General features: G+C 64.1%; 10 protein-coding genes, 1 tRNA gene and 1 pseudogene. 7 read left to right on the forward strand and 5 right to left on the reverse strand.

Going from position 1 to position 12,492, the window contains the following annotated elements:
* Positions 1-21 precede the first annotated feature (21 nt).
* The 4 genes and pseudogenes from C7C56_RS25925 to C7C56_RS29160 form a co-directional block, all read right to left on the reverse strand.
* Positions 22-1,125, reverse strand: coding sequence for an IS91 family transposase (locus C7C56_RS25925; protein WP_106760232.1), 1,104 nt, complete (start codon positions 1,123-1,125; stop codon positions 22-24).
* Positions 1,122-2,028 (reverse strand): annotated as a pseudogene (locus tag C7C56_RS25935) (tyrosine-type recombinase/integrase). Before C7C56_RS25935 ends, C7C56_RS25925 begins: the two are co-directional and overlap by 4 nt.
* A 26-nt stretch (positions 2,029-2,054) precedes the next feature.
* Positions 2,055-2,312 carry a type II toxin-antitoxin system HicA family toxin gene (locus tag C7C56_RS30570; protein WP_307719083.1) on the reverse strand — a complete coding sequence of 86 codons (258 nt, stop codon included), beginning with the start codon at positions 2,310-2,312 and terminating at the stop codon, positions 2,055-2,057.
* A 220-nt stretch (positions 2,313-2,532) separates the two neighbouring features.
* Complete coding sequence (locus tag C7C56_RS29160; protein WP_106760235.1) at positions 2,533-3,003, reverse strand: hypothetical protein; 471 nt, start codon at positions 3,001-3,003, stop codon at positions 2,533-2,535.
* Positions 3,004-3,277: 274 nt separating this feature from the next.
* On the opposite strand from C7C56_RS29160, the gene C7C56_RS28435 reads away from it, so the two are divergent.
* Positions 3,278-4,360 (forward strand): TolB-like translocation protein, encoded by a 1,083-nt coding sequence (locus tag C7C56_RS28435; RefSeq protein ID WP_146204646.1) that lies wholly within the window; start codon positions 3,278-3,280, stop codon positions 4,358-4,360.
* A gap of 259 nt (positions 4,361-4,619) precedes the next feature.
* Here the strand turns inward: C7C56_RS28435 and C7C56_RS25955 are convergent.
* A tRNA-Arg gene (locus C7C56_RS25955) sits at positions 4,620-4,694 on the reverse strand.
* Between the two features lie 214 nt (positions 4,695-4,908).
* On the opposite strand from C7C56_RS25955, the gene C7C56_RS25960 reads away from it, so the two are divergent.
* The 6 genes from C7C56_RS25960 to epsE all read left to right on the forward strand — a co-directional run bounded on the left by C7C56_RS25960 (position 4,909) and on the right by epsE (position 12,462).
* Entirely contained in the window at positions 4,909-6,813 is a 1,905-nt protein-coding gene (locus tag C7C56_RS25960; protein WP_106760237.1) for an ATP-binding cassette domain-containing protein, read from the forward strand.
* A gap of 49 nt (positions 6,814-6,862) precedes the next feature.
* The gene (locus C7C56_RS25965) at positions 6,863-7,600 is read left to right on the forward strand and encodes a CAAX prenyl protease-related protein (RefSeq protein ID WP_106760238.1); all 738 of its coding nucleotides are present in this window, start codon (positions 6,863-6,865) and stop codon (positions 7,598-7,600) included.
* A 50-nt stretch (positions 7,601-7,650) separates the two neighbouring features.
* On the forward strand, positions 7,651-8,877 hold the full coding sequence (gene epsL / locus C7C56_RS25970) for an XrtB/PEP-CTERM-associated polysaccharide biosynthesis outer membrane protein EpsL (RefSeq protein ID WP_106760239.1): 1,227 nt from the start codon (positions 7,651-7,653) through the stop codon (positions 8,875-8,877).
* A gap of 100 nt (positions 8,878-8,977) precedes the next feature.
* Entirely contained in the window at positions 8,978-10,360 is a 1,383-nt protein-coding gene (locus C7C56_RS25975) for an undecaprenyl-phosphate glucose phosphotransferase (protein WP_106760240.1), read from the forward strand.
* A 225-nt stretch (positions 10,361-10,585) separates the two neighbouring features.
* Positions 10,586-11,491 carry an EpsD family peptidyl-prolyl cis-trans isomerase gene (locus tag C7C56_RS25980; protein ID WP_229459009.1) on the forward strand — a complete coding sequence of 302 codons (906 nt, stop codon included), beginning with the start codon at positions 10,586-10,588 and terminating at the stop codon, positions 11,489-11,491.
* Positions 11,492-11,640: 149 nt separating this feature from the next.
* Positions 11,641-12,462 (forward strand): polysaccharide export protein EpsE, encoded by an 822-nt coding sequence (gene epsE / locus C7C56_RS25985; RefSeq protein ID WP_106760272.1) that lies wholly within the window; start codon positions 11,641-11,643, stop codon positions 12,460-12,462.
* The last annotated feature ends 30 nt before the right edge of the window (positions 12,463-12,492 follow it).

A 12,492-nucleotide genomic window follows, 5' to 3' on the forward strand; every position in this document is an offset into this window, starting at 1 on the left:
CCATACCGTTTGTCGTCGCGCCTACATGGTGGCCATACCCGCTTGGGCTTCAATCGGCTTTGGTGGGCGCCGCATGCGTGTTTGCACAATCGACATCGCTGCCCCGCAGCATGGGCACGCGATGGGTGATCGCTTCCTGAGTGCGTCGGTGACGCGCGGAGGCAGGCATTTCAGCAAGACGTGCAACAAAGTGATCAAGCGTTTGCAGTTGGAATGAAGAATGCCGAAATTGCGTGCGCGCCTGAAGCCCTTGGGCAGTACATGCTGCAGCACAAGCCAGAGGAACTGCGCACCTGGCACGGTGCGTAATTCCATCTTTTTGGTCTTCGCATTCTGATAGCGGAAGCTCACCTGGCCACCGCTCACGGCGACGATATTTTTCTCCGCTATGACTCCACGGTAGAGGTAGCGCCCCAGGTAGACGAGCGCCTTGTCACCGCTGCCCACGCTTTTGCAATCGACGACCCAGCAGACCGGATGGCGCACTGGAAGTGCCAGCCCTGCTTGCGCGATGCCGGCGAGGATCTTCGCCCGGAAGACCTTGGACAGGGCCTTGTGGCTGAACAGATAGTCGCCCTTGGACCCGGGCGCGCGCTTGGTGTTCCAGCGCTTGCGCACGGTGTCAACGGCACCCGCCGGCATGACCAGGTGGACGTGCGGGTGGTAGTCGAGCCGTCGGGTGTGCGTATGCAACACCGCGATGGCGCCGGGCGTGCCGCGCAACTGCTTGTCGTTCTCGCTGAAGGTGCGCACCGTGTCCCACGCCGCACGCATGAGCAAGTCGTAGAGCACGCTCTGATGGGCCTGCCAGATGGGCCGGAATTCGGCCGGCAGCGTAAATGTCAGCAGGAAGTACTCGGCCGGCAGTTGCCTGGCGCGCTGGCGGGCGAGCCATTGCTCGCTCTCATGGTGCTGGCAGTGCGGGCAATGGCGGTTGCCGCAGGAGTGCGGCACATAGACTTGGTGCTCGCTGTCGTCGCAGCGCACCTGCATCTTCAAACTGGCCTGATTGCGGCAGCGCTTCATCGCCGCCAGAGCGCGCCGCTGATCGGCATTGAGCTTGCCGCCATACTGGGCCAGCAAGTCGCTCTCGAAGTCGTTGATGACGGAGGCGAGGCGTATCATTTGACCTCCCCCCAGGTCACCGTGAAACTGCTCATCAAGCCGTTGATGCGGTCAATGGCGTTATGTTTGGTCAGCTCCGTCAGATGGGTATAGCGGACGGTGGTGAGAATGGATTGGTGGCCGAGGTATTTCTGTACTTCAAGCAGGTCGACGCCTGCCTCGATCAAGTGAGTTGCAAAGGCGTGACGCAGGCAATGGGGTGTGATCTTTTTTTAGCCCGCAACTGGCGACGACCTGATGCAGCGTGGCCGCCACACCGCCACGGTCGAGCGGCACCGTGGCGCACGCTCCACCTTTGGCGCCGCCCACCCGGCTTGGAAACAACAGCACGGGATTGCGATGGACTTTCCAGTAATCGCGCAACAGCCTGTGCGTGGCCTGCGGCAATGGCACGAAACGGTCCTTGTTACCCTTGGAATTGCGGATGTGCACGCGCCCGCGCGCGCCATCAATGTCGCCCACTTCCAAGCGCAGTCCTTTGCCCAGGCGCAGACCCAGGCTATAGAGTGTGAAGAAGAGCACGCAGTGGCTGCGCACCCGGGTCGCGCTGATCACGCGTTGCATCTCCTCGACCGTCACAATGTCGGGCAGGCGTTGACTTCTCGGCGGCTTCACCAGTCCAGGTGCGGGCCAGGGCTTGGACAGGACATGCTCGTAGTAGAAACGTAGTCCATATAGGTCCAGCTTGACCGCGCTCCAAGAATGGGAGGCGAGGCGCTCGCTGAAATAGTCCGCGAGCTGCTGCGCCGATAGCGCGTCGATCTGCCCATTGAAGCGTTCGCCGGCCTGCCGGATGGCGCGCGAGTAGGCGTCGATGGTCTTCGGTTGCAGCCCTTTGAGCTTCAGGTGCTGAAGGTGGCGTTCGTAATTGCGTTTGAAATTTGCGGCGGTATGTGCTTCCATAGCGATGTGACCTCGTTTCGTATGATTCAAACCCTCGGGAAAGGGGCGAGGTCACATTCTGAATCACTAGCCGGATCGGTCAGCCCGGAGAGCATTCCTGCCGCGTAGCGGGCTTCGTCCAACTGCTTTTTTACCGCCTCGACCAAGCCGGTCCTCAACTCCTTTGCCGGATGTATGGGGAGGGTGCTCTGCCTTCCGTTGAGATAGACCTTTAAATGATTGGTGCCATCTTTAAAGGTCGCACCTTGGAGCTTGAGCCAACGTACAAATTCGCTTTGTTTCATTGCGATATCCTTTTCGGATGTATGCACAGCTCCCAAGCGCCTACGCCAGATTAAACAATAATGTTTAATCCGTCTGGTGTGTTTAAACGTTTTTGATTAAATTTTGGCGTTCAAGATGGAACGTCGGGCGCGAGCGAGGCTGGCGCGCGGTTTGCCGCGCCCGCTTCGGGGCGGGCGGCAGCGTCTGGCGATGCGTGCCTGGCGACCCGCGTGCGCCGGATCAGCGCACGCGCCGGACCTTGGGCGAGGTGTTGGTGCCCTCGATCACCATGAACGTGGTGCCGATGAAATTGCGCTCGATTTTGACCTTGAGGTCGGTCCCTTCCACCTGGTCGTCGCGGGTGCCGTCGGAGATGCGCCACACCTGGCCGTTGGCCAGCGTGATGTGGCGGTTGGGATTGAGGCCCTTGAGTGTGCCGGGGATCGTGCTCGTGACCGACTTCGGTTCGGCGTCACTGGTCTTCAGGTGCGATTGGCCCATCTCTTTCGGCAACTGCGACTGCCCCATCTCTTTCGGCGCCGCCGCCGCCGCCGCCGCCGCCGCCGCCGCCGCCGGCCTCGCGCCGACCACCATCGCGTCGTAGCAGGCGAGGCGCTGGACGCCGTCGCCGATCGTGCGGCAGCGCTTCAGGGAGGCGTCGTCGGCAATTGCCGAACTGGAAGCGAGGAGCAGAAGCAGGGCAATTTTCATGGTGTCGATCGAGAAGTGTTGGGGAATGGCGTTTTGGTGCCGTCCAGTATTCCATGCATGCTTCCGATGGTCAAGGTTGCGCCATTGCCAGCCGCCTTTGGAGTACCTAGTCCACGACTGAAATCGCACCATGCCGTCAATCCCGCATGAATAGGATGTTTATCCAAAAACTATTGCGGCGATGCCCGCTTGGCAAAGTACCGCCAATCTATTGCTGTTATCATCATTGCAGTTGTCATGCTCTCCAATCAAATCGCCGCACATGGGCAAGAAAATGCACCCGCCATCCCACTTGGCAGTCCCCCTAACTTTGCTCGCATTCCTTATCGGAAGTGTGCATGTTCCCGATGCCGTTGCTGCGGTTCTGGAACCTCAATTCGGCTGCGGGAAAGCACAGTCGCCGGGATTGAAAAAAGTGCCGCTTGCATCAATGGCCATCAAAACGCCACTTTATGTCGTGCAAGAATCAGGGCAGCTTTTCAAGGTCGATCTGAGCAGACAAGTTTGGACGTCCATTCCAGACCATGAATTTGATAGTATGCCAAGTGTGAGGCCCTCCGCTAACAGACGCTGGATTAGTTACAGCGGTTCACGGAAAGACTATGCAAGCACCCAATATTGGATCTACGACCGCCAAACAAACACGGATCGTCTGGTCCTTGAACATCCTGCCTGGGGCGGAGGTATCCCCGTATTTTCGCCTGATAGCAAGTTCCTTGTGATCACCGCGAGCTATGACAAGCGGTGGGGCCGCCAATCCGGCGAAGGCACATTTGTACTGGACACAGCAACGTGGCGTTCCCTGCCTCTCAAATTGCCAACATCGATCGCCACGAAGCATGCTTGGGCGTCGCCACATTGGTCAAAGGATGGCACGGAGTTGCTGATCATGATTCGCAGCATGGACGGGTCGGACAAGTGGGAGTATTTCTCCTATCGCCCGTCCACGAAGGTAGTTGAAAAAATGGCTGGCCGTTATGAGTCAAAGATTCATGGGCAGGTCTTCACACGCCGAGGGCGGGATATTCCCGTATCTGAGGAGGTCAGGGCCCGCTCGGACGTGGGGCTTGAATCTGAACATTCACCCGGCGGAAAGTGGCGTGCATTTTTAGGAAAAGAAAGCCAAAAAAAGACGTACCCAATGAAGGTCGTGGGCCCGAATGGCGTTGTCAGAGAAATCGCATACGGGCACTACGAAAATTGCGAAGGCAATACGCTGTACATAACGGGATGGATTGATGAGCAGCATCTCGTGTTCCGGGATCACTCTTTCAACTACCGTGTATTTGAAACAAGTACTGGTAATACTGCCGACTTATTCAACGGCGAGGAATCGATGCGGATTTTTGACTGGTGAAGCGTTTTCGTGCATTCGAATTGCACTGTAGGTGTCAGCAAGGGAGGACCACTCCCGGATGCGCGACCCCGAAGCAGACGATTCGGCAGGGTCGACCGCAGCGCTGGCGTCTTGCGTTTGTCGAGGTGGCGGTAGTCCATCATGCGCCAGAACTTGCCGCTCGGATTGACGAGCATGTACATGGCGGACAAGCGGGGACGATCTATGCCCTCGGCGTAGAGGAACTTGGGACTTCAGTCGACGAGGCTGGAGTAAATACTGGTCCCCCCGACTGGAATCGAACCAGTATCCCACGCTTAGGAGGCATGTGCACTATCCATTGTGCTACGGGGAGGACGCTCGCCCAACCGGGAGCCGGCCGGGCATGTCGATTCGGCGCCCGACGCCCGCGAGGCGGGCCGGTGGCGTGAACCGACCGCAATTATAGCCGCCTTCGGGCCTATTTTGCGACCGATGGCCCGTCTATCGGTACAATGCACGCTTCTTTCATTTAATCGGCCACGTTTTTCCCCCGAAAATCGCTGCGGCCGGGCACTCTCCTACCTACTATGGCTGTCATTTCCCTCTCGTCGGCGCAACTCGCGTTCGGCCACGTCGCCCTGCTTGACCATGCAGAATTCTCCCTCGAGTCGACCGAACGCGTCGGCCTGATCGGCCGCAACGGCACCGGCAAGTCGTCCCTGCTCAAGACCATCTCGGGCAAGTTCAAGCTCGACGACGGCCTGCTCGTCATGCAGCAGGGCATCAAGATCGCGTATGTCGAGCAAGAGCCGACCTTCGACCCCGGCATGTCGGTGTTCGACGCCGTCGCCGCCGGCATGGGCGACCAGCTCTCGATGCTGCGCGAGTACGAGGAGCTCACCGGCCAGTTCGGCCAGGGCGACGACGAGGCGCTGATGGACCGCATGCACGACCTGCAGGTCAAACTCGACGCTACCGACGGCTGGAGCATGGCCAACAAGGTCGACACCACGCTCGACCGCCTGAACCTGTCCAAGGACGCGCTCATGGGAACCTTGTCGGGCGGCATGCAAAAGCGCGTGGCGCTGGCCGTCGCGCTGGTGTCCTCGCCCGACGTGCTGCTGCTCGACGAGCCGACCAACCACCTCGACTTCACCTCCATCCTGTGGCTCGAGGGCCTGTTGCGCGACTTCAAGGGCTCGGTCCTGTTCATCACCCACGACCGCTCCTTCCTCGACAACGTGGCGACCCGCATCATCGAACTCGACCGCGGCAAGCTGCTGTCGTACCCGGGCAACTTCACCGCCTACCAGGTGCGCAAGAGCGAGCAGCTCGAGATCGAGGAGGTGGAGGCGGCCAAGTTCGACAAATTCCTCGCGCAGGAGGAGGTCTGGATCCGCAAGGGCGTCAAGGCGCGCCGCGTGCGCGACGAGGGCCGCGTGCGCCGCCTCGAGGCGCTGCGCCTGCAACGCGCGGCGCGCCGCGACCAGCAGGGCCAGGTCAAGCTCGAGGTGTCCTCGGGCGAGCGTTCGGGCAAGATCGTCGCCGAACTCGAGAACGTCCACAAGAGCTATGGCGAGAAGGTCATCGTCCGGGACTTCAGCGCCACCATCCTGCGCGGCGACAAGGTCGGCCTGATCGGCGCCAACGGCGCCGGCAAGACCACGCTGCTCAAGATGATCCTCGGCCAGGAGGAGGCCGACGGCGGCAAGCTGCGCCTCGGCACCAAGCTGCAGGTGGCGTACTTCGACCAGATGCGCGCCCAGCTCAACGAGGAGGCGAGCCTGATGGAAACCATCGCCCCGGGCAGCGACTGGGTCGAGATCAACGGCCAGCGCAAGCACGTGATGACCTACCTCAACGACTTCCTGTTCGCGCCGGAACGCGCCCGCTCGCCCGTCAAGTCGCTCTCCGGCGGCGAGCGCAACCGCCTGCTGTTGGCGCGCCTGTTCGCCAAGCCGGCCAACTGCCTGGTGCTCGACGAGCCGACCAACGACCTCGACATCGACACCCTCGAGCTGCTCGAGGAGTTGCTTGAAGACTATACCGGCACCGTGTTCCTGGTCAGCCACGACCGCACCTTCCTCGACAACGTGGTGACCCAGGTCATCGTCTCCGAGGGCGAGGGCTTCTGGCGCGAATACGTGGGCGGCTACACCGACTGGGAGCGCACCAAGTCGCTGGCGCCGGCCGCCGCGCGCGCCGCCGCCAAGGCCGCGCCGGCCGCCGCCGTGAGCACGATGGCGGTGCCGGCCTCCAAGAAGGTCAAGCTGAGCTACAAGGAGCAACGCGAGCTCGACGAGCTGCCGGCCCTGATCGCCAGCCTCGAGGACGAGCAGTCCGCGATCACCCAGCAGCTCAATTCGCCCGATTTCTACAAGACCAACCCGGCTGACGCAAAGCGCATCAACGCCCGGTTTGCGCAAATCGAGGATGAGCTGCTCGAGGCTCTGGAAAAATGGGAGCAGATCGACGCGCGCTCAAAAGGGTAGTTAATTTCGGCTCATCCTGCCGGCCGCGGCGCTCCCCCACAGGAGTTCCATGGCCGAACAAGACGAGCAAAGCACCAGCGCCGGGAGCTCCCCGGCGGCGGCCCCGCCCGCCGCCGACGGCCCCCTGATCAACCGCGCCGTATGGGCGCGCATCCTGCCTTTCCTCACCTACATCCTGTTCATCGTCGTCCACGACGCGCTGCTGCGCCTCGGCTGGGCCGCGGCCGAACTGCGCTGGCTGTACGCGCTCAAGATCGGCGCCGTTATGGTTTTTCTCGGCGTGTTTTGGCGGCAGTACACCGAACTTCACCGTTTCACGCTTTCCCCGGCCGCGGCCGCGCTCGCCTGCGCGGCGGGCCTGCTGGTGCTGGTGTTGTGGATCAACCTCGAGGCGCCGTGGATGGTGCTCGGCGGCGCCGCCGGCTTCGACCCCAACACGGACGGCCGGATCGACTGGCTGCTGGTGGCGGTGCGCCTGGCCGGCGCCGCGCTGGTGGTGCCCGTCATGGAAGAACTGTTCTGGCGCTCGTTCCTGCTGCGCTGGGTGGCGGCGTCCGACTTCGAACGGGTCGATCCGGCCCGGGTCGGCCTCAGGGCGGCCGCGGCCACGGTCGTCCTGTTCGGCTTCGAACACAACCTGTGGCTCGCCGGCATGCTCGCCGGCGCCGCCTTCACGGCGCTGTATTGCCGCCATCGCACGCTATGGTCGCCCATCCTCGCCCACGCTGTCGCCAACGCCGCGCTTGGCGTGTGGGTGGTCGCGACCGGCAGCTGGCGCTTCTGGTGAACCCCCTTGGTGCCCCCCCTTGGTGACCCCCCTTCTATAAGCGAGCTACCATGTTGAATTCAAATAGCAGGCGAAGCACATGCCATCGCAACGCCCCGCGCCGCCTGGCGCTGCTGGGCGCCTCCCTGTTGTGCGGCGCCGCCTGGGCCGGCCCCAACGACGCCGTCCATCCCTTCGTCGGCCTGTCCTACCATTACGACGACAACCTGCTGCGCATCGCCGACGACGCCCCCGCCTTCGACGGAGCGCCCGGCGACACGGCGCGGCGCGCGGTCGCGGGGGTGTTGTTCGAGCAGACCTACAGCCGCCAGAAGGTGTACCTGCTCGGCAAGCTTAGCAAGGTCAGCTTCAACCGCTTCGAGCGGCTCGACCACGACGACAAGGACTTCCAGGCCAGGCTCGACTGGCAGATCGGCAAGCAGTTCGAGGGCAAGGCCAGCGCCACCTACGCCCAGGGGCTGGCCCCGTATGCCGACTTCCGCACCACCGAGCGCAACCTGCGCGAGATCGAGCGCCAGGCGCTCGAGGGAGCGTGGCGCTTCCACCCGAGCTGGCGGGTGCGCGCCGGCGCCAGCGGCGAGCAATACACCTACGAGCTCGAGCGCCTGCGGGTCAACAACCGCGAGAGCGACACCATCGAGCTCGGCGGCGACTACCTGGCCGCCGGCGGCAGCACCGTCGGCTTGCAACTGCGCCGCATCGACGCGCGCTACCCGAACGGGCGCGCGGTCGGCCAGATCGTGTTCGACGACAGCTTCGAGCAGACCGAGATCAAGGCCAAGGTGGTCTGGCGCTACAGCGAAAAAACCCAGCTGACCTTCCTGGGCGGGTGGGTCGAGCGCAGGCACGCCCGCTTCGGCGAGCGCGACACCAGCGGCACCAACGCCCGGGCCGACCTCAACTGGGCGCCGCGCGAGGCGCTGCGCCTGACCGGCTCGGCCTGGCGCGAATTCGCCGCCGTCGAAAGCGTGCTCGCCAACGCCAGCCTGAGCAAGGGCGTCAGCGTCGACGCCGTCTGGGACTACAGCGCCAAGCTCAAGATCGACGCCGGGTTGCGCCGCGAAAAGCGCGATTTCCGCGGCCTCGTGGTCGGGCTCGAGGGCGCCGCCCTGAACGACACGAGCCGCTACGCCAGCGTGGGCGCGGCCTGGACCCCGACCGTGGGCTCGAACGTGCGGCTGGCGACGTTCCACGACGCGCGCAGCGGCTCGCCCGTGTTCGGCAACGGCGACTACAGCGCCAAGGGGGTATCGCTCAGCGCCAGCATCCAATTCTGAGCCCCGCGGTGCCGACCCCGCCGCCCGCCGAGCCCGCCGCGTTGCCGACCCCGCCGCGTGCCCGACCCATCGCGTCCCGACCCCAAAAAGCGCCGCCCCCATGACCGTCATCGACAATCCGCTCATCTCGCTGTTCCAGCGGATCCTCGATCCGCTGATCATCATGGGCAGCCTGTACCTGTGGGCCCTGCTGTTCGACGAGCCGTTCACGGGTTACCTGCTGGTGTTGATGATCCTCGCGTTCTTCATCTCCTCGGCCGTGTACCAGCAGATCGACCCGTACCGCGCCTGGCGCAGCGGGCGCATGCTCGCCTACGCGCGCGACACCGTGGCCGGCTGGCTGCTCACGGTCGGCGTGCTGCTGTTCCTCGGCTACGCGAGCGGCCTGTCCTATTACTACGACGAGCCGGCCGTGTTCGCCTGGTTCCTGGCCACGCCGTGGCTTTTGCTGCTGAGCCACACGACGGTGCGGCGCGTCACCTTCCGCCCCGGCAAGCACAGCGAGCTGCGTTCGGCCGTGGTGGTCGGCGCCAACGACGTCGGCCTCAAGTTCGCCACCGTGTGCGGGCAGCAGCCCAACCTGTTCGTGCAGGTGCGCGGCTTCTTCGACGACCGCACCGAGGAGCGCCAGCCACTCGCGCTGCGCCAGCCGATGCTCGGCCCGATGTCCTCGATCGCCGCCTATGTGCGCGAGCACAACATCAAGATGATCTTCATCAGCCAGCCGATCTCGGCCCAGCCGCGCATCCGCAGGCTGCTCGACGAGTTGCAGGACACCACGGCCTCGGTCTATTTTCTGCCCGACATCTACATCTTCGACCTGATGCAGGCGCGCTTCGACAACGTCGGCGGCATGCCCGTGATCGCCATCTGCGAGACCCCGTTCATGGGCCTGAACGGGACCATCAAGCGCGCCAGCGACATCGTGCTCAGCCTGGGCATCCAGCTGGCGCTGTCGCCGCTGATGCTGCTGATCGCGCTCGCCGTCAAGCTTTCCTCGCCCGGCCCCGTGATCTTCCGCCAGCGCCGCTACGGCCTGTACGGCGAAGAGATCATCGTCTACAAATTCCGTTCCATGACCGTCACCGACGACGGCGGAACCATCGTGCAGGCGCGCCCCGGCGACGCGCGCGTGACGCCGGTGGGCGCCTTTTTGCGCCGCAGCTCGCTCGACGAGTTGCCGCAGTTGCTCAACGTGCTGCAGGGGCGCATGAGCCTGGTCGGTCCGCGCCCGCACGCGGTGGCCCACAACGAGCTTTACCGCAAGCTGATCAAGGGCTACATGCTGCGCCACAAGGTCAAGCCCGGCATCACCGGCTGGGCCCAGGTCAACGGCCTGCGCGGCGAGACCGACACGCTCGAAAAAATGGAGGCGCGCATCCGCTACGACCTCGACTACCTGCGCAGCTGGTCGCTCTGGCTTGACGTCTGGATCATTTTAAAAACCATCAAAGTGGTCCTCAAGCGCCAAAACGCGTACTGAGCAGTCGCGTGTTTCCGCGCCGCCGCGACCCATCAATCGCACGCAGTTTATCCGCCGTCAAACTGGGCGGCGGGGTGGCGCGGTACAAGGAGAAACATGGACGCCGCAAAAACGGCGCCGCGCCGCATCGAGCAATCTTTGAGAGAACATGTAGCGAATTCCGAGCCCCGGTGGCGCGCGCGCCGCGTCCCTTTTCCGACCCAGCCAAACCACGAGGATGCCATCTTGAATACCTTCGATTCCAAGCCGGCGCCGCGGCCGGCGGCCATGCCCGCACGGCGCGCCGGCCTGTTGCTGCTCGCCTGCGCGCTCGCGCTCGGCGGCTGCGGCGAACGCGAGCGCAAGGCCGGCCAGGCGCTCGCCAGCGTCAACGGCACCGAGATCACGGTGCTCCAGCTCAACGAGGAGCTCGCGCTCGCCGGGGTGCCGGCCACGCGCCAGGACGCCGCCAGCAAGCAGTTGCTCGAGGCGCTCATCGACCGCCAGTTGCTCGAGCACGAGGCCGCGCGCGAAAAACTCGACCGCGACCCCAAGGTGGTGCAGGCGATCGAACGGGCCAAGGCGCTGATCGTGGCCCAGGCCTGGCTGCAAAAGCGCATCGGCCAGGTGGCGCGCCCGACCAAGGCCGAGGTGCAGGAGTACTACTTCAAGCATCCGCAATTTTTCTCCAACCGCACCCAGTTCGACATGAAGCAACTGGTGCTCGCCACGGCCGACCTCGACGCCCCGCTCAAGCGCGCGGCCGACGCCGCCACTTCGCTCGACGAGGTCGCCACATGGATGGAGGCGCACAAGGTGCGCTTCGCGCGCGGGCAGATTTCGCGCACGAGCTCCGACCTGCCGCCCGAACTGACGGCCAAGCTCGCGGGCATGCCCCAGGGGCAGTTGTTCATCATCAAGGAGGGCGAGCGCAGCATGCTGGTCACCGTGGTCGAGACGCGCGAGGCGCCCGTTTCGCTCGAGGTCGCCTCGGGGCAGATCGAGCAATTCCTGCTCAATAAAAGGAACAAGGAGGCGGCCGACGCCGAGATCAAACGCCTGCGCGCGGTCGCCAAGATCGAGTACCTGGGCGCGCCGGCGCCAGAAATCGCGGCCGGAGCGAACGAACGCGGCGTGGCCGGACTCAAATAGGCAGAGCACCTCCGAGCCTCGACCAACATGGGATGGGAACAATCATGAAACGCTTGCTTCTGCTACGGGACATCTTGCTGCCCCACTTTTTGCTGCCCCACTTTTTGCTGACACACTTTTTGCGGCCACACTTCTTGCTGCGGCTGTTCATGCAACGACTCTCCATGCGCGCGCTCGTGCGCGCCGCGGCGGCGGGCCTGCCGGCCCTCGCGCTCGCGCTCGCGCTGGCCCCGGCCCCGGCGGCCGCGGCCGAGGTGCTGCTCGGGCCGGGCGACGTGCTCAAACTGTCGGTCTACGGCAACCCCGACCTCGCGCTCGAGACGCGCGTGAGCGAGGCCGGCACCATCACCTTCCCCCTGCTGGGGCAGGTCAGCATCGGCGGCATGCCCGTGGTGGCGGCCGAAAAACGCATCGCCTTGCTGCTGCAAAAGGGCGGCTACGTGCGCCGCCCCCAAGTCAACATCATCGTCAGCCAGCTGCAAAGCCAGCAGGTCGGCGTGCTCGGCCAGGTCAACCGGCCCGGGCGCTACCCGATCGAGAGCCGGCGCAGCCTGATGGACCTGCTGGCCATGGCCGGCGGCATCGGTCCCGAGGGGGGCGACTCGGTCAGCGTGCTGCGCACGCGCGACGGCACCACCACGCGCGAGAACATCGACGTCGTCCAGATGATGCGCAGCGGCGAACTGGCGCGCGACCTCGAGGTCGCCGGCGGCGACGTCATCTATGTCGAACGCGCGCCGCGCTTCTACATCTACGGCGAGGTGCAGCGCCCGGGCGCGTTCCGCCTCGAGCGCGGCATGACGGTGCTGCAGGCGCTGTCGGTCGGCGGCGGCCTGACCCCGCGCGGCACCGAGCGCGGCATCCGCATCAAGCGCCAGGGCGCCGACGGCAGGCAGCACATCATCAAGGCCGGCCACAACCAGCTGCTGCAGACCGACGACATCATCTACGTGCGCGAAAGCCTGTTCTAGACGCGCGCTATTTCTAAATCCGCCGAGAGA

Origin of the sequence: Massilia glaciei (assembly GCF_003011895.2) — a bacterium.
Taxonomy (GTDB): Bacteria; Pseudomonadota; Gammaproteobacteria; order Burkholderiales; family Burkholderiaceae_D; genus Telluria_A; species Telluria_A glaciei.

Coding starts and splice junctions, on each gene's coding strand:
- C7C56_RS25925 (WP_106760232.1), bottom strand. CDS start 1,125: ATGATACGCCTCGCCTCCGTCATCAACGACTTCGAGAGCGACTTGCTG.
- C7C56_RS30570 (WP_307719083.1), bottom strand. CDS start 2,312: ATGAAACAAAGCGAATTTGTACGTTGGCTCAAGCTCCAAGGTGCGACC.
- C7C56_RS29160 (WP_106760235.1), bottom strand. CDS start 3,003: ATGAAAATTGCCCTGCTTCTGCTCCTCGCTTCCAGTTCGGCAATTGCC.
- C7C56_RS28435 (WP_146204646.1), top strand. CDS start 3,278: ATGCACCCGCCATCCCACTTGGCAGTCCCCCTAACTTTGCTCGCATTC.
- C7C56_RS25960 (WP_106760237.1), top strand. CDS start 4,909: ATGGCTGTCATTTCCCTCTCGTCGGCGCAACTCGCGTTCGGCCACGTC.
- C7C56_RS25965 (WP_106760238.1), top strand. CDS start 6,863: ATGGCCGAACAAGACGAGCAAAGCACCAGCGCCGGGAGCTCCCCGGCG.
- epsL (WP_106760239.1), top strand. CDS start 7,651: ATGTTGAATTCAAATAGCAGGCGAAGCACATGCCATCGCAACGCCCCG.
- C7C56_RS25975 (WP_106760240.1), top strand. CDS start 8,978: ATGACCGTCATCGACAATCCGCTCATCTCGCTGTTCCAGCGGATCCTC.
- epsE (WP_106760272.1), top strand. CDS start 11,641: ATGCAACGACTCTCCATGCGCGCGCTCGTGCGCGCCGCGGCGGCGGGC.